Raw genomic sequence first — 24,189 nt, 5'->3', positions numbered from 1 at the left:
GGCGGCGGCCGCCGCCGCGCAGCCCTCCTGATCGCCGACGAGTCTCAGGCGCCTTCCTCGGCCAAGGTCGCGGGCGGCAGCCAGTCGGCCCCGAGAAGCTGGGCGAGGGCGGTGAGGCTGGTGGTGTCGCTTCCCACCGTGTCGGAGGCGGCGGCGATGCGCTCCACCATCACCTTGCCGATCTGCTCCTCGACCGTGCCCTCGGCGTAGGCGATGTGCCACGGCGAGACCTGGTGGTCGCGGTGGGTGCGGCCGGTGACCTGCCGTGCGGCGATGCCTGAGAAGCGGGGCTGGTGGAAGACGCCGACCCGAGTCTCGGGGCTCGCCCGGTGGCCCGCGCTGAGGGTCTCGCTGGCGTGCAGGCTGATCGAGGCGACCGTGGTGAAGACGCAGACCTTGGCCTGCCCGGTCTGGAACCGGAGCCGCTCGGCCTCGGGGTCGAACCGGTCGCGGCCGTAGATCGTGGCGACTTCGATACCGGAGTCACGCAGCCGTTCGGCGATGGGATCGGCGGCGGTCGCGACGAACTCGACCGAGCACGCCACTTGTCGCTCCGCGTGGACTTGCTGGGCGATCCAGGCGACGGTCGAGTCGACGCGGATCAGGCTGGCCTTCTGCCGGAAGCGCAGCAGCGCGGCACGACCCTTCGCGACGTTGCGGCCGCGCCGGGCGATGTCCATCTCCCGACAGAACTCGCCCCAGTCGGCCTGGTAGGCCGTGCGCTCCGCCGGTGTGAGCGCTACCGGCATGCCGGAGATCGGCACCGGCCCCCACGTCGCGGCACGGTGCAGCATCGCCGGGGGCCGCTCCTCGTCGAGCCAGCCGCGAACCAGCTTGAGATCAGTGGCACGCCGGGCCGGATCGGCAGTCCACGTCGCGCCGTAGCGTCCGTGCTCCACCCCCACGCCGTGACGCTCGAGCGCGGTGGCGAACACGGCCCCGGGCTGCCTGGCAGAGGTCCACTCCTGCATCGGCTCGCCGAGCACCTGAGCATAGGCAGGCGCGAGGTAGGGCAGTTCGAGCGGCGTGTGACCGGGCGTCGCGGTCGTCGCGATGACGAACGGCGCCCTGTCGTGTGGGCGCCCGTGACCCGAGATCCGCGCCCAGAGCTTCCACCGTTTCGTCGTCGTACGTCGCAGTGCGTGCGCCTCGTCGGCGATGATCACGTCCCACGTGTGGTCCTTGACCTTGTCGAGCCGGTCCCAGGTGATCACGACCCATTCCAGACCGCCGTCGCCCAGCGCCGTGATGGTGCGGCACCAGTGGCCGATCGTGATCGCGGCCGGTCGGTCGGCGACGACGAGCACTCGTCGCGCGCCGCGGAGGTCGCCCACCGCCGTCGCGCCAAGGACCGCGGCGATCGTCTTGCCCACGCCGGGCTCGTCGGCCAGCAGGAACTGCCGCCCGCCCGCCATGGCCCGCGCCGCGATCGCATCAGCCGCTTCGAACTGGATCCTTCGCGGCTTGAGCTCATCGGTCGGCTCGGGACTGGGCGTCCGATGGTCGGGGTTGAGGGAGTTCTCGATGAACCGCCCGAGGGTGTGCGGACCTGGAGCGTAGGGCGCGAGGTACGCGGGCAAAGCGCGCCCGACGTGCAGGTGGGCCTTGAGAGTTGGATGCCAGATGGCGCCGTCGACCTGCGTCGCGTAGGGCACGTCGAGCACCCACAGGCGCTCCCCCGGCCCAGCGACCGGCAACGGCCGCAGTGGCTGCCGCGTCCCGCTCCGACGCGACGACCCACCTCGTCGTCTGGCGCTGGATCGACGAGGACTGGCCACCCCCGAACGCTATCGGGGCCCCGACCACGAGCCGTCCCGGCTCGCCCATGCTCGTCCCGCGGTCGAAGAACGACCTGCACCCATGCTCGCCCTCACACTTGCGGCCTTCGCGACAGGTCAACTAGGAGACACCTGTGCTGATCGGTCCCGGCTCCGGCGGGCGGGTCCCGTCGCTGCGGACTGACGTGGTCCCCGAGAGTTTCAGCGAGGTCGGCTTTCAGTCCGGCGTACCGGCACTTCGGACAGCGGATCCCAACTGGGATCCAGTTGGCGTCCGCTCAGCTCACTCCATCGAAGTCGGAGGAGCAAGGGCCGCGTGCCGCCGACCCACGGTCGCGGCTCCCACACCCGGTGAATGTGCGCCGCCACGGCCGGATCCGTCACGACTTCGGTCTCACCACGGGCCACGACGCTGCAACCACGACGGTGAGCGTGGTTGATGTAGTCGACCTCGAAGGCAACTGTGACGCCGCAACCATGAGCGGCTAGGAGGCTGTCCGGCGAGGTGCGCACGATGATCGTTTCATCGACCACCGAATAGTTGATCGGCACGATGTGCGGGCCGTCCGGTGCAGAGAACGCGATGCGCCCCAGAACCTCGGCACGAAGGATCGATTCGCACTGCCAATAGCTGAGTTGCACGGGCTCGGACATCTCGGCGCCTCCATCCCACCTCGGTTGACCAGCGTCACACGGGCTTGGCGGCCCAAGTAGGGGCGTTGGTCCTCATCGGACCACCGATCGCAGTTGCTACTGGGCGGGCAGCGTCGCAGGTGGACGGTCCCTACGCTCGGCTGTGGGACGCCTGGAGCTTGTCGCACCGACCGCCTCCTCACCGCATCAAGTCGAAGACCTTCTCAACATCGACCATGTTGCCGTCCCAGACTCCTGGCTCGTCACTTCGACAGAACGACATCGATCATTCGTCGGCCAGACCCGTATCTCCGCCCACGACGCTTATGTCGTCAACGCGTACCCCGACCTCGCCGCCACCTGATGCTCGACGCTCGGTGGAGCGAACGCGGTGAATAGACGCAGGTCGGTGAGATTGATTCGTGGTACTACCCGTAGTACCATTAAGGAGTGCCAAGCGTTGCCAAGATCCTCGAGGCGATGCGAAAAAATTCCAAGAACATCAAGTACAACGACCTCCTGAAAGGAGGCATCGACTACTTCGGAGAACCACGCACCACCGGTGGCTCACACGCAGTATTCAAGATGCCTTGGGCCGGCGATCCGAGGGTCAACATCCAAGATGACAAAGGCAAAGCGAAGTCCTACCAGGTAATCCAAGTCCTTGCGGCAATCGACAAGATCGACAGTGAAGGGAAGCAATCATGAGCAAGGTCGCAGAAAGGCCGAGCCTCGCGGATCGGTTCTCGTACTCGGTCAGCTGGTCGGCCGATGACGAGGGGTTCGTGGCAACGGTCGCTGAGTTCCCGTCCCTGTCATGGATCGACGGAGATCGCCGAGCAGCAGAAGACGGCCTAGTCGCTCTGGTCGCCGAGGTGCTCGAAGACATGGGTCAGTCTGGTGAACCAGCACCCGAACCCTTTGGTCAAAGGACCTTCTCTGGCAAGTTCAACCTGCGGCTGCCAGTTGGGCTGCACCGAGAACTGGCTCTGAAAGCGGAACGCGAACAGCAGAGCTTGAACACCTACGTTGTCAGCCTGCTGGCTCGGCGCGCTTAGTCCAACTGGCCACCGCCAAGGCTTGCGCCGCTATGCAATGAGATCGCGGCGGTTTGACGCGGTCTGACGTTCCGGGCCTGCGTCGCGTTATAGCGATTAGTGAGTTGCTCAGGGGTTCTTGAAGACGTCGTGGTCGCCGACGCGGCGCCATTGGACTGCGAGTTCATGGTCGATGCTGACAAACTCGAACGTTGCTCGGCCGTCAGGGCTGGCGGACGACCACGTCATCTCAAGGACTCCGTGGGCTGATCGGACCGACTTAATCGGGAGCGGGTACGAACTTTTCTCGTACGACGTTCTTGAACTCAGTGGCGTGCTCGGCCTTCAGACGCCGGTAGTCGCTGTCGAAGGCTGGGGTGGTTACGGATTTCACTCCGAGTCGAGTTTGTCGAGGTGGGTCAGGAAGTCGCTGTCATTTTCGTGAACGGTGACTCGTCCGGCCGCCACGTGCTCGTCGACCTCGCGGCCCGAGTTCGGTCGCAGGATCAGCGGCCCGTTGGTTCGACCACCGCGGCAGGCTTCTAACACCCGGAGCACAGGGACGGCGATCGGCATGGGCCAGGTCGTTGCGCTGAGCGACTGTCGCGGCGGGGTGGCGCAATGCCGAATCGTCGTGCTCTCAGGGCGGGCAGCGTCTTGGCTCAGTCCACGGGTGTGTCGACCCAGCCGACGAACCGGCTGCCAATCCCCGGCATCTCCGTACGATGTTCGCCGTGGAGCGGGCTCGGTAGGTCGGAGGGCTGATGGGAGTCGCAACTGAGGTACGTGAACGCCGGCCACCACTTCTTCGGCCGGGCTTTCTCGGCAAACCCGCAGACGTCGCACACCAAGTCGACCCACACCGGCTTCTTGCCGGTCCGGTTGGCACGCGACTGGACCAGCCACGGTGGCGGGCTGTGCTCGATCTCGGCCAACTCGGCTTCGGTGAGCGTCGTAGGGAGGCCGTGCCGGGTGGCCATCTCCAGGGGGATGTCCAAGCGTTGGGCAGCGTCGCGGCGGGTGATCATCACCCCCAACGATAGTCAGTGTCGTCTTGCCGTTGTTGACCAGCGCCCCAACACCCAGTGAAGGTGGCTCTCCGCGAAACACCGGCCAATCGAGGCGGATTGACGCACGTCATGCCGATGTGTCCGATCATGAACGGTCGTGGAGAGTGACTTGGTATCCGTCGGGGTCGGCGAAGGTGAACGTCCGGCCGAAAGGGCCGTCGATAGGCCCAGAGACGATGGTGTGGCCGTCAGCGACGAGGGCATCGTGAATGTCCTGGACATCGGTGGCATGGAACCAGATCGCGGCACCGATACCGGGCTGAGCGACGGACGCGAGATCGGTGCCAGGAACGACGTCGCGGAGAGCGAACGTGATCGGCTTCGTCTCGAAGACGACGGCGTGAGGAGGGCCCGCCTGAGATCGCACGAGGCCGAGGTACTTCTCGTAGAACGCCTGCGAAGCGGCGAGGTCGCGAGCTTGCAGGGAGATGAAGTCGGGGCCAGTGGCGGGCATGATGGTGCTCCTATGGTTTGTGTCAGTTGCCTGACATGCATGAATGTATGTCAGAATACTGACATGAGTCAAGGCGGTGTCGGCATCGACCTGGAGACATCACTGGGATACCTGCTGAAAGAGGCGTCAAGTGCCCTCCGCCAAGCTATGGAGGCGGTGCTGCGGCCACTGGAGATGACGGTGACGCACTACTCCTGCCTCGAGTTGCTGGCTCAGCGCCCCGGGTTGTCCAACTCCGAGCTTGCGCGAGGGGCGTTCGTGACGAGGCAGTCGATGAACGTGCTGCTACAGAGCTTGGAACGAGGCGGAGACGTGTCCAGGTCGGCAGAGCCGCCCGTAGGGAAAGTCCGTCCCACGCGGCTCACGCCCCAGGGGCGGCGAAGCCTCGCGAAGGCGACTGCTGCGGTCCGATCCGTCGAGGTCAGAATGCTGGGAGGCATGACGCCAGCCGATCAGTCGGCTGCGTTCACGATCCTGCAGAGCATGATCCACTCACTGAGAAACGAGAACGAGAGCGCATAGACCGTCCGCGGTGGGTGACGCTGGTGCAGAGCTACGACGCCGGGATGATCCACACGCCGAACCAGCGAACACTTCGAGGATCGCGGGCGACGATCGGTTGGCGACGATCAGGGCGAGGACGATGGCCGCGACGCTCAGGAGCCTTGGTGCTCGCGGCGGAACCGACCCGGAGACTGGCCCGTCCACCGCTTGAACGCGTGGGAGAAGTTGGTCAGGTCGCTGTATCCGAGATCGGTGGCGGTCTCGGACACCGTCACCGCGGGGTCGAGCAGCCGCAGCGTGGCGCGCTCATAGAGCGACACTTCGAGCAGTTCGCGGAATGTGGTGCCTTCGTCGGCTAGTCGTCGCTTGAGCGTGCTGGTCGAGATCATCAGCTCGTTGGCGACATTCTGGATGCGCTGCAGCCCGGGTCCCTCGTTCAGCAGCCTCCTCACTTGGCCAGAGAATGACTTGTTGCGGATCCGATGGTCGAGGGACTGGCGCAGGTCGGCGATGGCGTGCTGGTAGGCGATCCGGTCGGAAAATCGGCAGACTGCCTCAAGCGTTGCAGTCGGTACGTGGACGAACGACATTGGAGCGTCGAAGACCAGGTTCCCCATCCGAATATCCTCATGGTCGGCGAGTGAGGACGGTACCGGCCGGTTGATGTGCAGGGAGACCGAGGGCAGCTCCCCGACGTGGAGGTGGATCAGTCGCATCAGGGCTGAGCCGCTGTAGTGGACCGCCAGGCTGTCCAGGTCCGGGTCGCCCGTCTGGCCGATGAGTACGACCACAAGGCCTTCGCCGGTCGTGTGGAGGTGAGCGCTGATGGCCGTCGTGATCAGGGGAAGGAAGGCGAGCAGCTCGAAGATCTCGGCCACAGATCCGGCGCTGATCAACGGCAAGCTCAACGGGCCGTAGGACGTCAGCCGGGCCTGCTGGCCGCAGACGTGACCCAGCCTGGCGGCCTGGTCCGCATCGAGACCGGGGGAGGCGTCTCGGAACCACCTGAGGGGCGCTTGTGCGCCGATGCGTTCCAGTGCGTCGGCGTCCACTCCCTCACGCTTCAGGATCGCTCGGAAGCGGGCGATGGAGGGGGCGTCGAACGCATCGCTTTCGAGCAGCTGCGCGAAGGCGTGGGCAGGTATTCCAGGTTCGTCCAGCTGCACGCGCACACTCCATCCTGAGCCGAATTCACAACTATCAGCCCCGAATGACCATAGCCATCCGCCGGCTGTGCAACAAGAGTCGGGACAGCAGAACCCGGACAGACAACTTTCTAGGAGCACCCATGGCAACGGTCACCTTCTTGTCCCACGACGGCGAGAAACATGAGGCTCCGCTGGATGAAGGCATGTCGCTGATGCAGGTCGCGACCAACAACTCAGTACCAGGCATCGACGGCGATTGTGGTGGTGAGATCGCCTGCGGCACTTGCCACGTCATCGTCGACGACCAATGGTCCGAGCTGGTCGGCTCGTCCGGAGCGGACGAGGAGCCGATGCTCGCCATGAACCCGGAGCGTCAGGCGGCCTCTCGTCTCTCCTGCCAGATTCGAGCCTGCGACGCGTTGGACGGCCTCATCCTCCACCTGCCTGAGTTTCAGGTCTGACGGGAAGTCGAGAAATGGACACCATGAAGCTCCGCAACACAGTTGTCAGCACAGTCCTCGGGAAGGTGCAGACCACGATCCCGATGGAGCGCCAGATCCAAGGCGCGCACCTCTACGACCGGACCCGGCGCTGGATCCAGCGCGACAACGGCGAGCCGCTTTTCGTCGAGCGCCCCATCCCGCCCGTCGAGGACGTCGCTCTGACCGACATTGACGTCAGCAACCCGTTCCTCTTTCGACAGGGTCGCTGGGAGTCCTACTTCGAGCGCCTCCGCAACGAGGCACCCGTGCACTACCAGGCGAAGAGCCCGTTCGGCCCGTTCTGGTCGGTCACTCGATATGAGGACATCCTCACCGTTGACAAGAACCACGACCTGTTCTCCGCCGAGCCGTTCATCATCATCGGCACCCCACCGCGGGGCCTCGACCTCGAGATGTTCATCGCGATGGATCCACCCCGGCACGACCTCCAACGCCAGGCAGTTCAGGGCGTCGTCGCGCCAAAGAACCTGCGCGAGATGGAAGGCCTGATCCGGCAGCGCGTCCAGGAGGTTCTCGACGGCCTCCCCGTAGGCGAGACCTTCGACTGGGTCGAGCACGTTTCGGTGGAACTGACCGCACGGATGCTCGCCACCCTGCTCGACTTCCCCTACGAGCAGCGCCACAAGCTCGTCTTTTGGTCGGACCTCGCCACGTCGATGGAGGAGACCAACGGTGGCCCTTCCGACAACAACGAGGTCTTTCGAGGCATGCGCGACATGGCGAAAAGCTTCGCGGCCCTCTGGCACGACAAGGCATCCAGGACGGCGGCAGGCGAGGAGCCCGGGTTCGACCTGATCACCATGCTGCAGAGCAACGAGAACACTCGGGACCTGATCGACCGCCCGATGGAATTCCTCGGCAACCTGGTCCTGCTGATCGTCGGAGGCAACGACACCACCCGGAACTCGATGAGTGGCGGAGTGCTGGCACTCAATCAGTTCCCCGATCAGTTTGAGAAGCTGAAGGCGAACCCAGACATCATCCCCACAATGGTCTCGGAAATCATCCGGTGGCAGACTCCACTCGCCTATATGCGTCGGATCGCTACGGCTGACACCGTCTTGAACGGGCAGTTCATCCGCAAGGGCGACAAGGTGGTGATGTGGTACGCCTCCGGCAACCGCGATGAGCGTCGGTTCGAGCGTGCCGACGAGCTCATCATCGATCGGGAGAACGCGCGCAACCACATCTCCTTCGGCTTTGGCGTCCACCGATGCATGGGGAACCGGCTCGCCGAGTTGCAGCTGCGGATCCTGTGGGAGGAACTGCTGCCCCGCTTCGAGAACATCGAAGTAGTCGGCGAACCCGAGTACATACAGTCGAATTTCGTCAAGGGCTACAGCAAGATGATGGTCCGCCTCACCCCGAAGTCAGAGGGATGACCGCACGGCGAGCGGTCGTCATCGGGGCAAGCCACGCCGGCGCGCAGCTCGCGGGCGGGCTTCGCCAGGAGGGATGGGACGGCGAGATCGTGCTCATCGGCAACGAGTCGGCGTTGCCCTACCAGCGCCCCCCCCTTTCCAAGGCCTACCTCTCGGGCACGTGCTCACTTGACGAGTTCGCGATCCGTAGCAAAGAGTTCTACGCCAAGCAGGACATCCAGATCGTGGATGCGACGGCGGTCTCGATCAACCGCTCATCCGGTCACATCTCGCTGAACACTGGTGAGGCGCTTTCCTACGACAAGCTCGCTCTCTGCATGGGCGCCCGCCCCCGCCGACTGGCCGTGCCTGGCGCCGACCTCGCAGGCGTCCACTATCTGCGCACAGCCGTGGACGTCGAGGGCATACGTGCCGCGGCTGTCGCTGCCCGACGCGCCGTGATCGTCGGGGGCGGCTACATCGGGCTGGAGACTGCGGCGTCGCTGCGCACGCTGGGGCTGGAGGTCATCGTGCTCGAAGCCACTGATCGTGTCCTCGAGCGGGTCTCCGCCCCCGAGGTGTCGGCGTTCTTCACCCGGATCCATCGGGAGGAGGGCGTAGAGGTTCGGACGGGTGCGTGTGTCGTCGCCCTCACCGGTGACGGGCAGGTCCGGGAGGTGCTCCTCGCCGACGGCGAGGCACTCCCGGCGGACCTGGTGATCATCGGGATCGGGGTGGAGCCCAACACCGAGCTTGCCACCGCGGCAGGACTTGCCGTGGACAACGGGATTGTGATCGACAGCCGGGCACTGACCAGCGACGCCGACGTCGTGGCAGCCGGCGACTGCGCCAGCCATCACATGGCCCGCTACGAGCGCCGTATCCGGCTGGAATCAGTCCCGAGCGCAGGCGAGCAGGCAAAGGTCGCCGCTTCGACGCTCTGCGACGGATCCAAGGAGATCTCGATGCTGCCCTGGTTCTGGTCGGACCAGTACGACCTGAAGCTCCAGATCGCGGGCCTGAACACCGGCTACGACGAAGTTGTGCTCAGCGGAGACCCCGCTCGAGGACGCGACTTCACCTGCTTCTATTTCCGCCAGGGCGAACTGATCGCCGCTGACTGCGTCAATCGCCCGCGCGACTTCGTGTTCAGCAAGCGCGCCATCATGCAGGGCGCCTCCGTCGATCGTGCCGACCTGGCACTCACCTGTGCGACTTGAGAGCCCGCGGACTCGACGGTCCATGCATGACTCCGGAAAGCAGGATCAAACCCGTTGGGCGCGCAGATGGCTACGGTGAACTGCGCCTGAGCAGGCGCCGTGTTGCGGTGATATGACGCACCTTCGACGGTCCCGAATGACGATCCCCTTGCGGCGACCGGTCGTTGCTGCCAGAGCTCAGGACGCAGGTTCGAGGAATCGAGTTATCGGTGAGCCGGCGAGTCCAGGGCTGTTCGCAGGGACGGCCCATACCCGCTCCATGAGAAGACCCAGAAATGCCACGGCAGCCGCCATGGATGCGAACTCGAGGTCTAGGGTCACGAAGCGGTCGTCGTCAACGGGACGCCGGATGTGGTGCTCGAGAACGCCCGACTGCGCACGCATCTCGGAGAACCGGTCGAAGGCGGCGTGCCAGGTCGTGAAGTCGGTGACGGGGTGCTCGATACGAAGAGTGGTCATGCCGACCAGCCTCGCGGACGGTGCCGCCCGGAACCATCCCAGACGTCTGGGATCTTCGCGGTGATGAGCAGACGGAACGCCCCGCTTCTATGCTCACTGTGTGGCGATGAGACCCTCCGGAGGCCCATCCGCCCGGCTGCTCGCAACTGTCGGGCACCTCCGCGCGGGCACCGTCAATTGTCGTGACCTGCGTGCAGACGTCATTGACCTGCTCGGCCGCGAGATGCCGGTCGACGCCTACGCGTTCGTGCTCACCGACCCCGAGACCTCCGTGGGTGTGGATCCGCTCGCGAGCATCCCCGACCTGCGCGAGCTTCCGCAGGTGATCGCGCTCAAGTACACGACACCGACGCACCGGTGGACGACTCTCGACGACGTCGTCTCGCTCGCCGCGACGCCGGTCGCTGCACGAGGTCCATGGCACGAGTACGTACTCGCGCGGGGGGTCGTGGACGTCGCTTCGATGGTGCTGCGCGACGGTTACGGTTGCTGGGGCTTCGTCGATCTGTGGTCGATGGGCAGCCCGTACGCCGACTGCGACCTGAACCTGTTGCGGGAACTGAACGCGGTGCTCACCGCGGCTGTGCGCGAGTGCCAGGCGTCGACGTTTGCTGCCTCCGCAGACGACGGGATGGGGCACGGCGACACTGCTGAGGAGGGTCCGGCGGTCGTACTGCTCGATGCGTCGCCGGATCGTGGGCTGGTCATCACGGGCAGCACCCCTGGCACAGAGGCGTGGTTGACGCGGCTGCTGCCGCCGGACTCCCGGGGCTCGACCGTGCCGGCTGCTGTCTTCAACGTCGCAGCGCAACTCCTCGCGCGCGAGGCGGATGTCGACGACTCCCCCGCGATCGGCCGGGTTCACGTAGGCGGTGCGGTTTGGCTGCGGCTGCGTGCCTCTCGTCTCATCCCGTCGGGCCAGATCGCCGTCACAATCGAACTCGCATCGCCAGCGGATCGGATCGAGATGTTCGCTCGGGCGCACGGTCTGTCGCCCCGGGAACGCGCGCTGCTGGACGTACTCGCCGAGGGGGTCGACACGGCAGACGCCGCGGCGCGACTGGTCATCACGCCGAACACGGTGCAGGACCACCTCAAGTCAATCTTCGCCAAGGCCGGCGTACACAGCCGCCGCGAACTCTTGGGCCGCGCCGTCGGCGTCAGTTCGACTCAGGGGTGAGTCTGCCCGCAGGCAACTGCACACCCACCTGATCCACGAGATCCACGCCTACAACCCGGCCGCTGATTACGTTCGTCGACTCCGCCCTCTGGCGCAGAACAGTCCGGCCATGTCTTGTCTGGCCAGGTGCCAAGCTGGTCGAAATGAGGGCGCCCAAAGGCGGCGGATCGACTCAGGTCGAGGTGATTGACACGGACCTTGCGTACGGCGAGCGATCCCACCTGGCGATGAGGAGCCGTCGCACTTGGATTCCCTGTGCGCGGCAGCAACCCCTGACCTCTCCAGATCTGGCACGCTGACGGGGTTGAGACAACTGCTCCCCCGGAGGCACTATGGCGAAACTAAAGATGGGCACGCTACTCATACGCGGCAAGTCGTTGGCGTGTGTGGTTTGCCAGTCGAACCAGTTCTATTCGCGTCAAATCAAGATGCAAACGACTGGAATGACCTTCTTTGACATTGACTGGGCGAACAAGTCCGCGGAAGGTGCGATCTGCGCAAATTGCGGCTATGTCCACATGTTCGCTGATGGCGGCCTGGAATGGACCGACAAGGGCGCGAACCAGTAGAAGGATGCGCCCGGCGCAAATGCTCCTCACCGAGATTGCGACGCACCCAACCGCAACCCGGCCCCCGGTTCGCGGCGAAGTGGGGCAGGTCACGGTGGCAACTGAACTCTGGGCAGTCCCTCCCGCGCCGACTGGTGGTCCTATGCACAGGATGCGCGGCCGGGGTCATGCGTGTTTGTCGCGGTGCCGACGGACGGCGACCGCGTTGCCACATCTGGCGGTGCAGTAGGCGCGCCTGCCGTTACGGCTGGTGTCGATGAAGGCGGTCGTGCAGCCAGGTGCACCACAGACCCCGAGGCGCTGGCCCTCGGCCTCGACGCTGAAGAGCTCCAGGCCGATGGTCCGCGGGCGACGTCACTGGTGCAAGGCAGTATCCGGATCAACACCTACATCGGCCTGGTGTTCATGGCTGCTTTCCACGGAGACGAGGGCGTCGCGCTGTTCGCGCTGGCCTCGGCGTTGATGGTGCCGCTTGTCAATGTCATCAGCGTCGTCGTCCTGAGCATCCACGGTGCCAACGAGGCCACACTCCGCCCGAGACGCCTCGCGCGCGAACTGATCGGCAACCCGTTGATCCAGGCCTGCGCTATCGGTCTGACGTTGAGCCTGCTCGGCCTGCGGCTGCCCGGCTTCCTGGCTTCCTCTCTCGGCCTGCTGGCAGAACCGGCACTGGTCAGTGGAACCTTGGCAGTCGGAGCCGCGATGACCGTGCGCTTTCGGCGCTGCGATCTGCTTGATATCACGCTGACGTCGGGGCTGAAACTCGTGGCGGTCCCGCTCGCGGCCGGTGCGATTGCCCACGCGCTGGGAGCCGAGGGTGCCCTGCTGACCAGCATCGTGGTCATCTGCGCCGTGCCTACCGCGCCGTCGTCCTACGTGCTGGCATCGCGCATGGGCGGCGACACGCGACTCATGGCCTCCATCACCGGGGTTCAGACCCTCCTCGCCGTCGTGACCCTGCCCCTCCTCGTCACATGAATCCTGCCCGCACAGCTTGGGCCCGCCCTGTGAGCTCGGCGACCGGACCGTCGCGTGGTCCATAGATCAGTCCAATTGGGTCTGCTGCACCATCAGGTGACAGCCGCGGCGTACCGGAAGCCGAACGCTTTCACGGCCAAGTCGAGGTTGCGTCGGAGGTGATCGCCCTCGGATGATCTGTCGCCGCCGCTCGCGGCGTAACGCAGCACCGAGGTCGTGGACGCACGGACCAAAGTGCCGGAACGAGGTCGCTCTGTGCGCACTCGGAGGAAGTGCCCAGGACTTCTGTCCGCGCGTCTACCCCCCCCGAACAGGTAGGGCAATCTGGGCGGTATGCAGCACCTGCTGGCGCGCCACACGGTGCCGGAGCGCAGCGCTCACCAGGCGACGCATCGGGTCTGGCGTAGCGAAGCAGTTCGTGCCACGTCGCTGCTGGCAGCGACGGGTTCGATCAGGACCTGAGGGTGTCGGCCAGCGCGTCCAGCGCACCGGGGACCAGCGCGTAGTACGACCACGTGCCGCGCTTGGTGCGGGTCAGCAGCCCGGCCTCGACCAGGATCCGCAGATGGTGCGAGACGGTGGGCTGCGAGAGGTCGACCGTCTCGTTGAGGTCGCACACGCAGGCTTCGCCGGAGGACTGCGCCGCGACGAGCGACAGCAGCCGCAGCCGGTTGGGGTCGCCGATCGCCTTGAACTTCGCCGCGAGCACCGTCGCGTCCTCGGCCGTCATCGCTCCATCGCCGATCGGCGCGCAGCAGCCCGCCGGGTCGGAGGTGTCCAGCACGGGCTGCGCAGTCTTCATGGACTCCATTGTGCACCATTGATTGACATTCGTCGATGAAGCGGTAGAGTCCTACATCGACAGACTTCAATGGATCATCGAGAGTGGAGACCATGAGCAGCACGCATGACACCGACCTTCCCGTCGCCGTGATCGGGGCCGGCCCCGCCGGACTGGCCGCGGCAGCCCAGCTCCGGACCCGCGGCCTCGCGTACGTCGTGCTCGAGGCAGGCGAGACGGCCGGTGCCGCGGTCCGCGAGTGGTCCCACGTGCGGCTCTTCTCGCCCTGGTCCGAGCTCATCGAGCCGCACGCCGCCGAGCTGCTCGACGCCGCGGGCTGGACCAGCCCCGATCCGGCCGGCTATCCCACGGGCGGCGAATGGGCTCGGGACTACCTCGAGCCGCTCGCCAACGCACTCGGCGACGGTGTGCGCCTCGGCACTCGTGTCGTGGGTGTCGCCAAGAGCCAGCGTGACCGGTTGGTCGACTCCGGTCGCGACGAGGCGTCGTTCGCGGTGCACGTCGAGTCGGCTGCCGGCGAGGAGGTCATCGAGGCGCGGGCCGTGATCGATGCGTCCGGCACCTGGTCGGGCCCCAACCCGCTCGGCGCCGATGGCGTCCCCGCACCCGGCGAGCGGGCAGCGGCCGACCGCATCTCGTACCGGATCCCCGACCTGGACGACGAGGCGACCCGCGCCCGGTACGCCGGGCGGCACATCGCGGTGGCCGGCACCGGAGCGTCCGCTAAGGGTGCCCTCGTCGCCCTGGTCGAGCTGGCCCGCCAGGCACCCGACACCCGGGTCTCGTGGCTTGTCCGCCGAGCCGATGTCGGCGAGGCCTTCGCCGGTAGCGGCAATGACGAGCTCATCGAGCGGGGGGCCCTCGGCAGGCGCGCCCAGCAGGCCGCGACATCCCCCGTGGTGACGACCGTCAACACGTTCCGCACCTCCTCGATCACCCACGCGGCCGACGGCACGCTGACCCTCGGATCGTCCGACGGGCAGGTCGTCGAAGGCGTCGATGAGGTCATCGCACTGACCGGCTTCCGTCCTGATCTCTCGATGCTGTCGGAGATTCGCCTCGACCTCGACCCGGTCCTGCAGGCGCCCCGCGAGCTCGCGCCCATGATCGATCCCAACGTGCACTCGTGCGGGACGGTCGAGCCGCACGGAGCCGCGGTGCTCGCGCACCCGGAGACCGGCTTCTACCTGGTCGGCATGAAGTCCTATGGCCGGGCGACGTCATTCCTCAGCCTGACCGGCTATGAGCAGTCCCGGTCGGTCGTCGCCGAGATCAGCGGCGACCGGGAGTCGGCGGCGCGGGTCGAGCTGACGCTGCCCGACACCGGCGTGTGCGGTGGCGCCGGCACGTTCGACGCGACCGAGACCGGCGGCGGGTGCTGCGGAGCGCCCGAACCCGAGCTCGTGACCCTTGGATCCGCGCCCGGATCGGCGAAATAGGCCGGCGCGCGCCGGCGTTGCACGAGATGTGGAGATCCTCGACGCGATCGTGATCGGTGCCGGCCAGGCCGGGCTGTCGGCGTCCCACCACCTGGCTCGGCGCGGTGTCGAACACGTCGTGCTCGACGCCAACTCTGCACCCGGCGGGGCCTGGCAGCACCGCTGGGACGCCCTGACGATGCAGGACGTGCACGGGGTGGCGAACCTCCCCGACGAACCGATCCCGGCGGCGCGCGAGGGCGATCAGGCCAACTCCTTCGTGCCGGCGTACTTCGGCCAATACGAGAAGCGACACGAGCTGCCGATCGTCCGGCCGGTCCGGGTGCGCTCCGTGCGCGACGAGTCCGGCCTCCTGCGAACGGACGCCGATGCCAATGCCGGATCGTGGCTCAGCCGGACGCTGGTCAACGCGACCGGCACGTGGTCGCATCCGTTCATCCCGCACTACCCCGGCGCCGAGACATTCCTCGGCGAGCAGCTCCACACCGTGGACTACCCGGGCCCGGAGCACTTCCGCGGCCGGCGCGTCCTCGTCGTCGGGGGTGGTGCCTCAGCGGTGCAGTTCCTCGGCGCGCTGCGACCGCTCACCGACACGCTCTGGGCCACCCGCCGCCCGCCGGTCTGGCGCACCGGTGAGTTCAGCGCGGAGATCGGCCGCGAGGTCGTGGCCAAGGTGGAGGAGCGCGTGCGCCAGGGCCTGCCCCCACGCAGCGTCGTCAGCGTCACCGGGCTCTCCCTCCGTCCGCAGGAGCGCGAGGCCGAACGGTTGGGGGCATACGACCGCCGGCCGATGTTTGCACGGATCGAGCCCGACGGCGTGCGCTGGGCCGACGGCACCTTCGAGCCGGTCGACGTGATCCTCTGGGCGACGGGCTTCCGGCCCGCGGTCGACCACCTCGCACCCCTGCACCTGCGGAGCCCGCACGGAGGCATCCGGCTCGACGGCACGATCGCGGTCGCCGACCCCCGGGTCCAGATGGTCGGCTACGGCCCGTCGGCCAGCACGATCGGCGCCAACCGGGCCGGGCGTGCCGCGGCCCGGGGTGTGGTCGAGTGGCTCAGGTCTGCGGCGCGAGCCGCCCCGACACCGGCTGCCACTCCCGCACGCTGACCTCGGCGACCAGGCCCTCCAGCACGAACGGATCCTGGTCGGTCAGAGCCCGGGTCTCCGCCTCGCCCGCGGCGTCGAACACCAGCAGCGCGGCGGCCGCACCGCCGACGTACGGACCGGACAGCAGCAGGTCGCCCCGCGCGGTCAGCTCGGCGAGATAGTCACGATGGGCCGGGCGGACGGCATCGCGGGCCTCGACGGAGTCCTCGATGTAGTGGTAGATCGTGGCGAAGTAGGGCATGGGCCGATCCTGCCAGCCTCGTGGAGGGAACGGTCAGCCCCCAGACCACGCATACGCATCCCATTGCATTGCAACTCGTTGCATAGTACGGTCTCCGGCATGGCACTCGAGCACGCGATCCTGGTGTCCCTCGCGGAGAAGTCCGCGTCGGGATATGACCTCGCGCGCCGGTTCGACGCCTCGATCGGGCACTTCTGGAAGGCCAGCCACCAGCAGATCTACAAGGTCCTGGGCCGCATGCAGGGTGACGGCTGGGTCGCCTCCGAGCTCGTCGCGCAGGACGGTCGTCCAGACAAGAAGGTCTACGTCATCACGTCCGGGGGCCGCGAGGAGCTCGCGCTCTGGACGTCCAAGGCCACGCCGGTCGAGCACCTGCGCAGCGAGTTCGCGGTCAAGCTCCGCGCCCTGCCGTTCGGCGACAGTGCGGCGATCGTCGACGACGTCCGCGTGCGTAGGCGGGCGCACCTGGCGCAGATCGCGTACTACGAGGAGAGCGCAGCGCGCTTCTATCCCCACCCCGACGACCTGACCGACGACGAGATCGGCGGCTGGCTCGTGCTGCGCGGCGGCATGCTCGCCGAGCAGGCCGGCATCACGTGGTGCGACGAGATCCTTCAGCGGCTGGAGGAGCGATGAGCGCGTACGCCCACCACCAGCACGCCCAGGCCGATCACGATCGCGGTCGTGATGAGCACGGCATGCACCCAGAAGAACGCCTGCGGGGTGCTGTGCCAGTGCTCACCGCTCCACGCCCGGTCGTCGTCGACGATCGCCTTGGCGAACCGCGGCCAGATCACGACGTTGAACAGGCCCGCGACGACAAGGAACCGGGCCGCATTTTTCGAGATCACCAGACCATCCCATCACAGGAGTTTGCATGAAAGAGTTTCGCGCCGCCGTCGAGTCCGGAGAGTTCGCTGCCGTGGGTGCCCTGCTCGCCGATGATGTCGTGTTCCGCAGCCCCGTCGCCTTCAAGCCGTACGAGGGCAAGCCGATCGTCGCGGCAATCCTGCGCGGTGTTGGCCGGGTCTTCACCGACTTCCGCTACGTCCGCGAGCTTGCCGACGAGGACGGGCACGGCTCAGCCCTGGTGTTCGAGACCGTCGTCGACGGCGTGAGCATCCATGGTCTCGACCTGATCCGCACCAATGACGCGGGCCTGATCACCGAGCTCACCGTCATGGTGCGCCCGCTGTCGGCCGCCAACGCCCTCGCCGCCGCGATGGGCGCCCAGTTCCCCCAGATCCAGGCAGAAGCCATCGCCGACATGACCGGAGAAGCCCGATGAACCCCTATCCACACCTGCTCGAGCCGCTCGACCTCGGCCACACGACGCTGCGCAACCGCGTCATCATGGGCTCGATGCACACCGGCATGGAGGACCGCGCCAAGCACCTTCCCGAGCTCGCGGCGTTCTTCGCGGAGCGCGCCAAGGGCGGCGTCGCCCTGTCCGTGACCGGCGGCTACGCCCCCAACTGGCACGGCTGGCTGCTGCCCTTCGGCTCGACCATGACCTCGGCGAAGTTCGCCGACAAGCACCGGATCGTGACCGACGCGGTGCACGAGCACGACGGCAAGATCGTGATGCAGCTGTTGCATGCTGGCCGCTACGGCTACCACCCGTTCAAGCGCGGCGCATCGAGCAAGCCTTCGCCGATCACTCCGATGGGCAAGCCCAAGGCGATGTCGACCAAAGAGGTCGACCGCACCGTCACCGACTTCGCCAAGTCCGCCGTCCTGGCCCGCCGGGCCGGCTACGACGGCGTCGAGATCATGGGTTCGGAGGGCTACCTGATCAACCAGATGCTGACGGCCCGGACCAACGACCGAACTGACCGCTGGGGAGGAAGCCCCGAGAACCGCATGCGCTTCCCGATCGAGATCGTCGAGCGGGTCCGCGAGGCCGTCGGCGAGGACTTCATCGTGATGTACCGGATGTCGCTGCTCGACCTGGTCGACAACGCGCAGAGCTGGGACGAGACGGTTCACCTCGCCAAGCAGGTCGACCGCGCCGGCGTCTCGATCATCAACACCGGCATCGGCTGGCACGAGGCCCGCGTTCCCACGATCGTCACCTCGGTGCCGCGCGCCGCGTTCGCGTGGGTCACCGCCAAGCTCCGGCCCGAGGTCTCGGTGCCCGTCGTCGCGTCCAACCGGATCAACACCCCCGAGGTCGCCGAGGAGATCATCGCCTCGGGCCAGGCCGATCTGGTGTCGATGGCCCGGCCGCTGCTCTCGGATCCGTACTTCGTCAACAAGGCGGCCGAGGGTCGAGCCGACGAGATCAACACGTGCATCGCGTGCAACCAGGCCTGCCTGGACCACACGTTCCAGAACAAGCGGGCCAGTTGTCTGGTCAACCCACGTGCCGGCCACGAGACCACGCTGATCCTGTCCCCGACGCGCACGTCCAAGCGCATCGCGGTCGTCGGTGCCGGGCCCGCCGGCCTCGCCGCTGCGACCGAGCTGTCGGGCCGCGGCCACACCGTCGAGCTGTTCGAGGCGCTCTCCGAGCTCGGTGGTCAGTTCCGTCTGGCGATGGCGATCCCCGGCAAGGAGGAGTTCACCGAGACGATCCGCTACTACTCCCGCCAGCTGGAGATCAACGGCGTCAAGATCCACCTCGGGACCCGGGCGACGATCGACGAACTCGCTGACTTCGACGAGGTCGTCGTCGCGACGGGCGTCGAGCCACGGGTTCCCTCGATCCCCGGCGTCGACCACGCCAAGGTCGTCAACTACCAGGACGTCATCCGCCACGACGCGCCCGTCGGCCAGCGGGTCGCGGTCATGGGTGCCGGCGGCATCGGCTTCGACGTGTCGGAGTTCCTGCTGCACGAGACCGACGAGTCGCTCGAGCACTGGATGCAGCGCTGGGGCATCACGGATCCGGAGATCGAGCGGGGCGGTCTGACCACCAAGCTCAAGTCACCGCCGAAGCGCGAGGTGACGCTGCTGCAACGCAAGACCACCGAGCTCGGCAAGGGCCTGGGCAAGACCTCCGGCTGGGTACACCGCCAGACACTCAAGGACTCGGGCGTCGAGATGGTCAAGGGCGTGACGTACGACCGCATCGATGACGACGGCCTGCACATCACGGTTGCCACGGGCAAGGACACCAGCGAGTCCCGTGTGCTGGACGTCGACACCATCGTCCTGTGCACAGGCCAGGAGTCGGTGCGTGACCTGATCGAGCCGCTCGAGACCCGCGGTGTGACGGTCCACGTGATCGGCGGCGCCGACGTCGCGGCCGAGCTCGACGCGAAGCGCGCGATCAAGCAGGCCACAGAGCTCGCCGCGCGCCTCTGACAGGCACACCACTCGCTGAGTGTGACGTTGGCGGGCCGGAATCCGCCGGATTCCGGCCCGCAGACGTCACGTTCGCGGGGGCTTGACCGGACATACTGGTCGGATGAGCCAACGGATCATCCTGCTGCGCGCGGTCAACGTCGGACCCGCGCAGCTGCCGATGGCCGAGCTGCGATCGATCGCCGGTGACCTCGGCGCAACCGACGTCTCGACCTACATCGCCTCGGGCAACCTGCTCGCCGACGTGCCGGGCCCCGCCGCCGACTTCGACCGCGCGCTCGAGCAGGCGCTCGAGCAGCGCTTCGGCTGGTTCCGCGACGTCATGTCACGCACACCGGCCGAGCTACGGACCGCGCTCGACGCGCACCCCTTCGATGTGATCGAACCGAAGTACTCCTACGTCTCGTTCCTCGCCGGCCAGCCCAGCCCAGCGGCGATCGTCAAGGCCGGGACGTACGAGACCGGGGACGACTGCTGGGCCGTGATCGGCACCGAGATGCACATCCGGTACGCCAACGGGGCGGGGCGCCCGATGATGAAGTCCGAGTCGATCAGCCGCGCGCTGCACGTCCCAGGGACGGCTCGCAACCTCCGGACTGTCGCAAAGCTCATCGAGCTGTCCGACTGAATGCGAAGGGCCGCCACCTCACGGTGGCGGCCCTTCGTCAGGCGGTGGCTAGAAATAGTGCCTTCGACCGCCAATGCCGCGATCCATGGAACCCAGGATCCACAGGACCGCACCGACCACGACGAGGATCGCCCCGATCGTGTACAGGATCGAGATGTTCAGCAGCGCCCCGAGGATCAACAGGACGACTCCAAGAATGATCACAATTCTTCCCTTCCTCCCATGGCCGACCTGCGCCGACCAGACTGGACGACGACGCTACTCCGACCACCGGGATCCGCATGTTTTACGGCTGCCGGACCCGCGCGGCCTTCACCCACCGCCCTAGGCTTGGGGCTGTGATTGACCTTGACCGGCGCGCGATCGCCCATGTCCTCGCGGATCGCCGCTGGCTGGTCCTGACCGGCGCAGGTGTCTCGACCGACTCGGGCATCCCCGACTACCGCGGCCCGGGCTCGCCCGCGAGAACCCCCATGACGTACCAAGAGTTCGTGCGCACACCCGAGGGACGACAGCGCTACTGGGCCCGCGCGCACGTGGGGTGGAGCCGGATGCGGGGCGCCGAGCCCAATGCAACGCACCTGGCCCTGACCCGTCTGCAGCGGGCCGGCCGACTGACCGGGTTGATCACGCAGAACGTCGACGGGCTGCACGAGCGGGCCGGGCACCGCGAGGTCATCGACCTGCACGGTCGGATCGACAGGGTCATCTGTCTGGGTTGTCGCGACGTGACACCGCGCGCCGACCTGCACACCAGGCTGGCGGCGCTCAACCCCGGCTATGAGTCACGGATCGGTGAGATCGCACCCGATGGCGACGTGGTCCTGGGCGTCACCGATGACTTCCGGGTCGCTGCGTGCACGACGTGTCGCGGCGACCTCAAGCCCGATGTCGTGTTCTTCGGTGAGAACGTCCCGAAGGACCGGGTGCAGCGCAGCTACGGGCTCGTCGAGCAGGCCGAGGCGTTGGTTGTGCTCGGCTCGTCGCTGCAGGTCATGTCTGGTCTGCGGTTCGTCCGCGCGGCCCGCAAGCGCGACATCCCGATCATCATCGTCAACCGGGGCGCGACCCGGGCCGACGACCTCGCGACCCTCAAGGTCGACGCCGGCTGCGCCGAGACGCTGGCCGCACTGGCAGTCTGACCAACGCCCAACCCGGCACCCTGCGTCGGCGATACGGTGCGGATGACACTTCCGCCGATGCGAGGACCTCCCATGAGCGACGCAGCCGTGCCCGCCTATCCCGTCACCTTTACTTTCGACCCGCCCGAGACGATCGCCCGCTGGCGAGTCATCGGCAACATCATCTTGGCGATCCCGCACCTGATCGTGCTGTCAGTCCTGCAGTTCGTCGCCGAGATCCTGGGCTTTGTCGCCTGGATCCTCGGCGTCTTCACCGGACGAGTCCCGGAGGGCATCTTGGGCTTCATCGCGCTGTACCTCCGCTACAACACCCGCGTCACGACCTACCTCCTGTTCCTCAAGGAGGACTACCCGCCGTTCTCGTTCGACATGACCCTCGCCGATCCCGGCGACGATCCCCGGGTGCGCGTCGATTTCGCCCCCGCGATCGAGAACCGCAACCGGCTCACGATCTTCTTCCGGCTGTTCCTGGCCATTCCGCAGTTCATCGTGCTCGGGCTGATCAGCATGGTGCTGGGTCTCGTGGTCGTGATCGGCTGGTTCGCGGTGCTGATCACCGGTCGCTGGCCCTCGGGACTCCGCAACTTCGTGATCGGGATGACGCGCTGGTCGTTGCGCGTCAACAGCTACCTCTACCTGCTGACCGACGACTACCCGCCGTTCAGCACGTCCTAGTCCGTCAGGTCCCCTGAGCCTGTCGAAACACTCTTCGACAGGCTCAAGGACCGTCAGCTGAGCTGGCGCAGGCGAACTGTCTCGGGCAGTCCGGCCAGCTCCTTGAGCACGTCGGGACCGACCTCGTCGGCGACGTCGGTCAGCACGTAGCCGATCTCACCACGCGTCGAGAGCGACTGCGCCTCGATGTTGACCCCGTGCTCGCCGAGCAGACCGTTGATCGTCGCAAGCACGCCGGGGGCGTTGCGGTGGACCAGGGCCAGTCGGTGCTTCGTGGAGTCGCCCGGCAGGTTGATCTCCGGCATGTTGACGCTCAACGAGGTGCTTCCGAACGAGGCGTACGAGCGGATCTTCGACGCGACGAATCGGCCGATGTCCACCTGCGCCTCTTCGGTAGACCCACCCACGTGGGGAGTCAGGATCACATTGGGCAGCCCGCGCAGGTCCGACTCGAACGGATCGCCCTGGCGCTTGGGCTCGACCGGGAACACGTCGATCGCGGCACCCGCGATGTGGCCAGACTCGAGGTGGGCGCGCAGCGCGGTCGTGTCGACCGCGATGCCGCGCGACAGGTTGAGGAACAGCGCGCGAGGCTTCATCTGCGCCATCTCCTCGGCGCCGAACAGGCCGGCGTTGCCCGGCCGGCCGTCGACGTGCAGCGTCACGACGTCCGAGATCTGCAGCAGCTCCTCGATCGTCGAGCAGCGCTGGGCGTTGCCGAGCGCGAGCTTGTCGTCGATGTCGAAGAAGACCACCTTGAAGCCCAGCGCCTCGGCGATGACCGACAGCTGGCTGCCGATGTTGCCGTAGCCGATGATGCCGAGCGTGCGACCGCGCACCTCGTGGCTGCCAGCCGCGGACTTGTTCCACACGCCGTTGTGCATGTCGGTGGACTTCTCGTGGAGTCGGCGGGCCAGCGAGATGATCTCGGCAATCGCGAGCTCGACGACGCTGCGGGTGTTGGAGTAGGGCGCGTTGAAGACCGCAACACCCCTGCGGGTGGCGGCCTCGAGGTCAATCTGGTTGGTGCCGATGCAGAAGGCGCCGATCGCCTGCAGGTCAGGAGCCGCGGCCAGCACCTTCTCCGTGACGTACGTCGTGGAGCGGATGCCGAGCAGATGGACGCCCTGAATGGCCTCGATCAGCTCGTCCTCGGTGAGCGCGCTGTTGCGGGTCTCGACCTGGTAGCCCTTGCCGCGGAGGAACTCCGCACCATCGGTGTGGATGTTCTCGAGCAACAGGACGCGTACGTCCTCGTCGCCCAGCAACGAGGTCGGGAAAGGATCAGTGTTCGTCATGGTCATCATCATCTCGGATGCCTCCAGTCAGCGGTACTTGGCTGACGTGGGGCCCAGGCGAACGGTCCCGATGTCTCGATGTGGTGATCGCTCCCCGGTGGTACCCACCTCAACGCCAGTCGCGATCGACTACGACCAGCGTACCGGGTGAGAGCGCCGGACTCGAACGCCGCTCAACCCGTGGCCACACCGGATCACTCCTGCGTGTGGACACCCGTGATGCGCGCGACGACCTCGGGCGGCACCTCCTGGTCAAGGTTGGCCAGGCGCACCTGGCCCTGCGCGATCAGCTTGCCGTCCTCGCCGACCGAGTTCAGGTGCCACAACTGCTGGCTGCGCCCCCGGTGGATCGGCGTGGCGGTCACCGTGATCGCGTCGCCGACCTTGGCCTGCCGCAGGAAGTCGGTCGAGTTGTTGGTGCCCACCACAACGCCTCGGTCGCCGAGCCAGACCTGGCCCGCGACGCTGGCCGTCGACTCGTGGACCGCGCAGTAGACGCCGCCGTGCGGGATGCCGAAGGGCTGCAGGTGGTGGTCGCCGATCGTGAAGCGCGCGACGACCCGGTCGGCCGTCACCTCCACGTACTCCACGCCGAGCATGCCGTCCAGTCCAGGAATGTCACTCATGGCCCGAGCCTAGGGAGCCGACCC

30 protein-coding genes and 1 riboswitch are annotated in these 24,189 nt (G+C 66.8%); of the genes, 16 read left to right on the top strand and 14 right to left on the bottom strand.

The annotated features are described in order from the left end of the window. Nucleotides 1-44: 44 nt before the first annotated feature. Together C6I20_RS15960 and C6I20_RS15955 are read right to left on the bottom strand one after the other, a co-directional pair. Nucleotides 45-1,697 carry a DEAD/DEAH box helicase gene (locus tag C6I20_RS15960; RefSeq protein WP_254052170.1) on the bottom strand — a complete coding sequence of 551 codons (1,653 nt, stop codon included), beginning with the start codon at nucleotides 1,695-1,697 and terminating at the stop codon, nucleotides 45-47. A gap of 282 nt (nucleotides 1,698-1,979) precedes the next feature. Next, a complete protein-coding gene (locus C6I20_RS15955) occupies nucleotides 1,980-2,432 on the bottom strand; it encodes a pyridoxamine 5'-phosphate oxidase family protein (protein WP_118397896.1) in 453 nt (150 codons plus the stop codon). Between the two features lie 498 nt (nucleotides 2,433-2,930). On the opposite strand from C6I20_RS15955, the gene C6I20_RS15945 reads away from it, so the two are divergent. After that, complete coding sequence (locus C6I20_RS15945) at nucleotides 2,931-3,119, top strand: toxin-antitoxin system, toxin protein, HicA family (protein WP_216823113.1); 189 nt, start codon at nucleotides 2,931-2,933, stop codon at nucleotides 3,117-3,119. Next, nucleotides 3,116-3,469: a type II toxin-antitoxin system HicB family antitoxin gene (locus C6I20_RS15940; protein ID WP_118397887.1), complete on the top strand. Its 354-nt coding sequence runs from the start codon at nucleotides 3,116-3,118 to the stop codon at nucleotides 3,467-3,469. Before C6I20_RS15945 ends, C6I20_RS15940 begins: the two co-directional genes overlap by 4 nt. A gap of 369 nt (nucleotides 3,470-3,838) precedes the next feature. Here C6I20_RS15940 and C6I20_RS15930 read toward each other — a convergent pair whose 3' ends face one another. The 3 genes from C6I20_RS15930 to C6I20_RS15920 all read right to left on the bottom strand — a co-directional run bounded on the left by C6I20_RS15930 (nucleotide 3,839) and on the right by C6I20_RS15920 (nucleotide 4,972). Beyond that, nucleotides 3,839-4,024, bottom strand: coding sequence for a hypothetical protein (locus C6I20_RS15930; protein WP_118397884.1), 186 nt, complete (start codon nucleotides 4,022-4,024; stop codon nucleotides 3,839-3,841). An 86-nt stretch (nucleotides 4,025-4,110) separates the two neighbouring features. Continuing rightward, nucleotides 4,111-4,476 (bottom strand): hypothetical protein, encoded by a 366-nt coding sequence (locus C6I20_RS15925; RefSeq protein WP_118397881.1) that lies wholly within the window; start codon nucleotides 4,474-4,476, stop codon nucleotides 4,111-4,113. Nucleotides 4,477-4,603: 127 nt separating this feature from the next. Beyond that, entirely contained in the window at nucleotides 4,604-4,972 is a 369-nt protein-coding gene (locus C6I20_RS15920) for a VOC family protein (protein WP_118397878.1), read from the bottom strand. A 12-nt stretch (nucleotides 4,973-4,984) separates the two neighbouring features. On the opposite strand from C6I20_RS15920, the gene C6I20_RS15915 reads away from it, so the two are divergent. Further along, entirely contained in the window at nucleotides 4,985-5,494 is a 510-nt protein-coding gene (locus C6I20_RS15915; protein WP_371682643.1) for a MarR family winged helix-turn-helix transcriptional regulator, read from the top strand. A 134-nt stretch (nucleotides 5,495-5,628) separates the two neighbouring features. Here the strand turns inward: C6I20_RS15915 and C6I20_RS15910 are convergent, their stop codons facing one another. Beyond that, on the bottom strand, nucleotides 5,629-6,648 hold the full coding sequence (locus C6I20_RS15910; RefSeq protein ID WP_254052169.1) for an AraC family transcriptional regulator: 1,020 nt from the start codon (nucleotides 6,646-6,648) through the stop codon (nucleotides 5,629-5,631). Between the two features lie 116 nt (nucleotides 6,649-6,764). On the opposite strand from C6I20_RS15910, the gene C6I20_RS15905 reads away from it, so the two are divergent. Genes C6I20_RS15905 through C6I20_RS15895 form a run of 3 tightly spaced genes read left to right on the top strand, consistent with a single transcriptional unit; the run spans nucleotide 6,765 to nucleotide 9,708 of the window. Next, nucleotides 6,765-7,085, top strand: coding sequence for a 2Fe-2S iron-sulfur cluster-binding protein (locus C6I20_RS15905; RefSeq protein ID WP_118397872.1), 321 nt, complete (start codon nucleotides 6,765-6,767; stop codon nucleotides 7,083-7,085). A 23-nt stretch (nucleotides 7,086-7,108) separates the two neighbouring features. Then, nucleotides 7,109-8,509: a cytochrome P450 gene (locus C6I20_RS15900; RefSeq protein WP_118399034.1), complete on the top strand. Its 1,401-nt coding sequence runs from the start codon at nucleotides 7,109-7,111 to the stop codon at nucleotides 8,507-8,509. Beyond that, nucleotides 8,506-9,708 carry an NAD(P)/FAD-dependent oxidoreductase gene (locus C6I20_RS15895; RefSeq protein WP_118397869.1) on the top strand — a complete coding sequence of 401 codons (1,203 nt, stop codon included), beginning with the start codon at nucleotides 8,506-8,508 and terminating at the stop codon, nucleotides 9,706-9,708. The genes C6I20_RS15900 and C6I20_RS15895 overlap by 4 nt, the downstream gene beginning before the upstream one ends. A 177-nt stretch (nucleotides 9,709-9,885) precedes the next feature. On the opposite strand, the gene C6I20_RS15890 is transcribed toward C6I20_RS15895, so the two are convergent. Further along, a complete protein-coding gene (locus tag C6I20_RS15890; protein WP_118397866.1) occupies nucleotides 9,886-10,167 on the bottom strand; it encodes a hypothetical protein in 282 nt (93 codons plus the stop codon). Nucleotides 10,168-10,273: 106 nt separating this feature from the next. Here C6I20_RS15890 and C6I20_RS15885 point away from each other — a divergent pair, with 106 nt between their 5' ends. After that, nucleotides 10,274-11,347: a LuxR C-terminal-related transcriptional regulator gene (locus tag C6I20_RS15885; protein ID WP_162891378.1), complete on the top strand. Its 1,074-nt coding sequence runs from the start codon at nucleotides 10,274-10,276 to the stop codon at nucleotides 11,345-11,347. 734 nt (nucleotides 11,348-12,081) lie between these two features. On the opposite strand, the gene C6I20_RS17745 is transcribed toward C6I20_RS15885, so the two are convergent. Continuing rightward, nucleotides 12,082-12,174 (bottom strand): CGNR zinc finger domain-containing protein, encoded by a 93-nt coding sequence (locus C6I20_RS17745; protein ID WP_305765024.1) that lies wholly within the window; start codon nucleotides 12,172-12,174, stop codon nucleotides 12,082-12,084. Nucleotides 12,175-12,321: 147 nt separating this feature from the next. On the opposite strand from C6I20_RS17745, the gene C6I20_RS17740 reads away from it, so the two are divergent. Further along, nucleotides 12,322-12,894 carry an AEC family transporter gene (locus tag C6I20_RS17740; protein WP_118399031.1) on the top strand — a complete coding sequence of 191 codons (573 nt, stop codon included), beginning with the start codon at nucleotides 12,322-12,324 and terminating at the stop codon, nucleotides 12,892-12,894. Nucleotides 12,895-13,345: 451 nt separating this feature from the next. Here the strand turns inward: C6I20_RS17740 and C6I20_RS15865 are convergent, their stop codons facing one another. Beyond that, nucleotides 13,346-13,696: a helix-turn-helix transcriptional regulator gene (locus C6I20_RS15865; RefSeq protein ID WP_118399029.1), complete on the bottom strand. Its 351-nt coding sequence runs from the start codon at nucleotides 13,694-13,696 to the stop codon at nucleotides 13,346-13,348. 92 nt (nucleotides 13,697-13,788) lie between these two features. On the opposite strand from C6I20_RS15865, the gene C6I20_RS15860 reads away from it, so the two are divergent. Then, nucleotides 13,789-15,135, top strand: a complete 1,347-nt coding sequence (locus C6I20_RS15860; protein WP_118399027.1) for an NAD(P)-binding domain-containing protein — start codon at nucleotides 13,789-13,791, stop codon at nucleotides 15,133-15,135. A 28-nt stretch (nucleotides 15,136-15,163) separates the two neighbouring features. Then, a complete protein-coding gene (locus C6I20_RS15855) occupies nucleotides 15,164-16,246 on the top strand; it encodes an FAD-dependent oxidoreductase (protein WP_118397857.1) in 1,083 nt (360 codons plus the stop codon). On the opposite strand, the gene C6I20_RS15850 is transcribed toward C6I20_RS15855, so the two are convergent. Then, on the bottom strand, nucleotides 16,194-16,487 hold the full coding sequence (locus tag C6I20_RS15850; protein ID WP_118397854.1) for a YciI family protein: 294 nt from the start codon (nucleotides 16,485-16,487) through the stop codon (nucleotides 16,194-16,196). The genes C6I20_RS15855 and C6I20_RS15850 overlap by 53 nt on opposite strands. A gap of 99 nt (nucleotides 16,488-16,586) precedes the next feature. Here C6I20_RS15850 and C6I20_RS15845 point away from each other — a divergent pair, with 99 nt between their 5' ends. Next, on the top strand, nucleotides 16,587-17,123 hold the full coding sequence (locus tag C6I20_RS15845) for a PadR family transcriptional regulator (protein ID WP_118397851.1): 537 nt from the start codon (nucleotides 16,587-16,589) through the stop codon (nucleotides 17,121-17,123). On the opposite strand, the gene C6I20_RS15840 is transcribed toward C6I20_RS15845, so the two are convergent. Then, nucleotides 17,102-17,338, bottom strand: a complete 237-nt coding sequence (locus tag C6I20_RS15840; RefSeq protein WP_216822917.1) for an SCO4848 family membrane protein — start codon at nucleotides 17,336-17,338, stop codon at nucleotides 17,102-17,104. The genes C6I20_RS15845 and C6I20_RS15840 overlap by 22 nt on opposite strands. A gap of 26 nt (nucleotides 17,339-17,364) precedes the next feature. Here C6I20_RS15840 and C6I20_RS15835 point away from each other — a divergent pair, with 26 nt between their 5' ends. From C6I20_RS15835 to C6I20_RS15825, 3 genes are all read left to right on the top strand, one after another. After that, nucleotides 17,365-17,775 carry a nuclear transport factor 2 family protein gene (locus tag C6I20_RS15835; protein WP_118397847.1) on the top strand — a complete coding sequence of 137 codons (411 nt, stop codon included), beginning with the start codon at nucleotides 17,365-17,367 and terminating at the stop codon, nucleotides 17,773-17,775. Further along, on the top strand, nucleotides 17,772-19,796 hold the full coding sequence (locus tag C6I20_RS15830; protein ID WP_118397845.1) for an NADPH-dependent 2,4-dienoyl-CoA reductase: 2,025 nt from the start codon (nucleotides 17,772-17,774) through the stop codon (nucleotides 19,794-19,796). The genes C6I20_RS15835 and C6I20_RS15830 overlap by 4 nt, the downstream gene beginning before the upstream one ends. A 103-nt stretch (nucleotides 19,797-19,899) precedes the next feature. Further along, a complete protein-coding gene (locus C6I20_RS15825) occupies nucleotides 19,900-20,424 on the top strand; it encodes a DUF1697 domain-containing protein (protein ID WP_118397843.1) in 525 nt (174 codons plus the stop codon). A gap of 48 nt (nucleotides 20,425-20,472) precedes the next feature. Here the strand turns inward: C6I20_RS15825 and C6I20_RS17205 are convergent, their stop codons facing one another. Continuing rightward, entirely contained in the window at nucleotides 20,473-20,628 is a 156-nt protein-coding gene (locus tag C6I20_RS17205; protein WP_162891376.1) for a DUF6131 family protein, read from the bottom strand. Between the two features lie 134 nt (nucleotides 20,629-20,762). Here C6I20_RS17205 and C6I20_RS15820 point away from each other — a divergent pair, with 134 nt between their 5' ends. Then, a complete protein-coding gene (locus C6I20_RS15820) occupies nucleotides 20,763-21,566 on the top strand; it encodes an NAD-dependent protein deacetylase (RefSeq protein WP_254052168.1) in 804 nt (267 codons plus the stop codon). A gap of 72 nt (nucleotides 21,567-21,638) precedes the next feature. Then, the gene (locus tag C6I20_RS15815) at nucleotides 21,639-22,241 is read left to right on the top strand and encodes a DUF4389 domain-containing protein (RefSeq protein ID WP_162891375.1); all 603 of its coding nucleotides are present in this window, start codon (nucleotides 21,639-21,641) and stop codon (nucleotides 22,239-22,241) included. A gap of 53 nt (nucleotides 22,242-22,294) precedes the next feature. Here C6I20_RS15815 and serA read toward each other — a convergent pair whose 3' ends face one another. Further along, on the bottom strand, nucleotides 22,295-23,539 hold the full coding sequence (gene serA / locus C6I20_RS15810) for a phosphoglycerate dehydrogenase (protein ID WP_254052167.1): 1,245 nt from the start codon (nucleotides 23,537-23,539) through the stop codon (nucleotides 22,295-22,297). Nucleotides 23,540-23,583: 44 nt separating this feature from the next. Next, nucleotides 23,584-23,672: riboswitch (ZMP/ZTP riboswitch) on the bottom strand. Nucleotides 23,673-23,733: 61 nt separating this feature from the next. Next, the gene (locus C6I20_RS15805; RefSeq protein WP_118397835.1) at nucleotides 23,734-24,165 is read right to left on the bottom strand and encodes a PaaI family thioesterase; all 432 of its coding nucleotides are present in this window, start codon (nucleotides 24,163-24,165) and stop codon (nucleotides 23,734-23,736) included. Nucleotides 24,166-24,189: the final 24 nt, after the last annotated feature.

This window comes from Aeromicrobium sp. A1-2, from assembly GCF_003443875.1.
Classification (GTDB): Bacteria; Actinomycetota; Actinomycetes; order Propionibacteriales; family Nocardioidaceae; genus Aeromicrobium.
Note: the sequence above shows the minus strand (reverse complement) of the source record. Positions and strands in the feature narration are given on the sequence as shown.

Bases quoted from the DNA above. Each gene is read 5' to 3' on its own strand.
- C6I20_RS15955 (WP_118397896.1), bottom strand. From the start codon at position 2,432: ATGTCCGAGCCCGTGCAACTCAGCTATTGGCAGTGCGAATCGATCCTT.
- C6I20_RS15940 (WP_118397887.1), top strand. From the start codon at position 3,116: ATGAGCAAGGTCGCAGAAAGGCCGAGCCTCGCGGATCGGTTCTCGTAC.
- C6I20_RS15930 (WP_118397884.1), bottom strand. From the start codon at position 4,024: ATGCCGATCGCCGTCCCTGTGCTCCGGGTGTTAGAAGCCTGCCGCGGT.
- C6I20_RS15925 (WP_118397881.1), bottom strand. From the start codon at position 4,476: ATGATCACCCGCCGCGACGCTGCCCAACGCTTGGACATCCCCCTGGAG.
- C6I20_RS15920 (WP_118397878.1), bottom strand. From the start codon at position 4,972: ATGCCCGCCACTGGCCCCGACTTCATCTCCCTGCAAGCTCGCGACCTC.
- C6I20_RS15915 (WP_371682643.1), top strand. From the start codon at position 4,985: ATGGTTTGTGTCAGTTGCCTGACATGCATGAATGTATGTCAGAATACT.
- C6I20_RS15905 (WP_118397872.1), top strand. From the start codon at position 6,765: ATGGCAACGGTCACCTTCTTGTCCCACGACGGCGAGAAACATGAGGCT.
- C6I20_RS15900 (WP_118399034.1), top strand. From the start codon at position 7,109: ATGAAGCTCCGCAACACAGTTGTCAGCACAGTCCTCGGGAAGGTGCAG.
- C6I20_RS15895 (WP_118397869.1), top strand. From the start codon at position 8,506: ATGACCGCACGGCGAGCGGTCGTCATCGGGGCAAGCCACGCCGGCGCG.
- C6I20_RS15890 (WP_118397866.1), bottom strand. From the start codon at position 10,167: ATGACCACTCTTCGTATCGAGCACCCCGTCACCGACTTCACGACCTGG.
- C6I20_RS15885 (WP_162891378.1), top strand. From the start codon at position 10,274: ATGAGACCCTCCGGAGGCCCATCCGCCCGGCTGCTCGCAACTGTCGGG.
- C6I20_RS17740 (WP_118399031.1), top strand. From the start codon at position 12,322: ATGGCTGCTTTCCACGGAGACGAGGGCGTCGCGCTGTTCGCGCTGGCC.
- C6I20_RS15865 (WP_118399029.1), bottom strand. From the start codon at position 13,696: ATGAAGACTGCGCAGCCCGTGCTGGACACCTCCGACCCGGCGGGCTGC.
- C6I20_RS15860 (WP_118399027.1), top strand. From the start codon at position 13,789: ATGAGCAGCACGCATGACACCGACCTTCCCGTCGCCGTGATCGGGGCC.
- C6I20_RS15850 (WP_118397854.1), bottom strand. From the start codon at position 16,487: ATGCCCTACTTCGCCACGATCTACCACTACATCGAGGACTCCGTCGAG.
- C6I20_RS15845 (WP_118397851.1), top strand. From the start codon at position 16,587: ATGGCACTCGAGCACGCGATCCTGGTGTCCCTCGCGGAGAAGTCCGCG.
- C6I20_RS15835 (WP_118397847.1), top strand. From the start codon at position 17,365: ATGAAAGAGTTTCGCGCCGCCGTCGAGTCCGGAGAGTTCGCTGCCGTG.
- C6I20_RS15830 (WP_118397845.1), top strand. From the start codon at position 17,772: ATGAACCCCTATCCACACCTGCTCGAGCCGCTCGACCTCGGCCACACG.
- C6I20_RS15825 (WP_118397843.1), top strand. From the start codon at position 19,900: ATGAGCCAACGGATCATCCTGCTGCGCGCGGTCAACGTCGGACCCGCG.
- C6I20_RS15815 (WP_162891375.1), top strand. From the start codon at position 21,639: ATGAGCGACGCAGCCGTGCCCGCCTATCCCGTCACCTTTACTTTCGAC.
- serA (WP_254052167.1), bottom strand. From the start codon at position 23,539: ATGACGAACACTGATCCTTTCCCGACCTCGTTGCTGGGCGACGAGGAC.
- C6I20_RS15805 (WP_118397835.1), bottom strand. From the start codon at position 24,165: ATGAGTGACATTCCTGGACTGGACGGCATGCTCGGCGTGGAGTACGTG.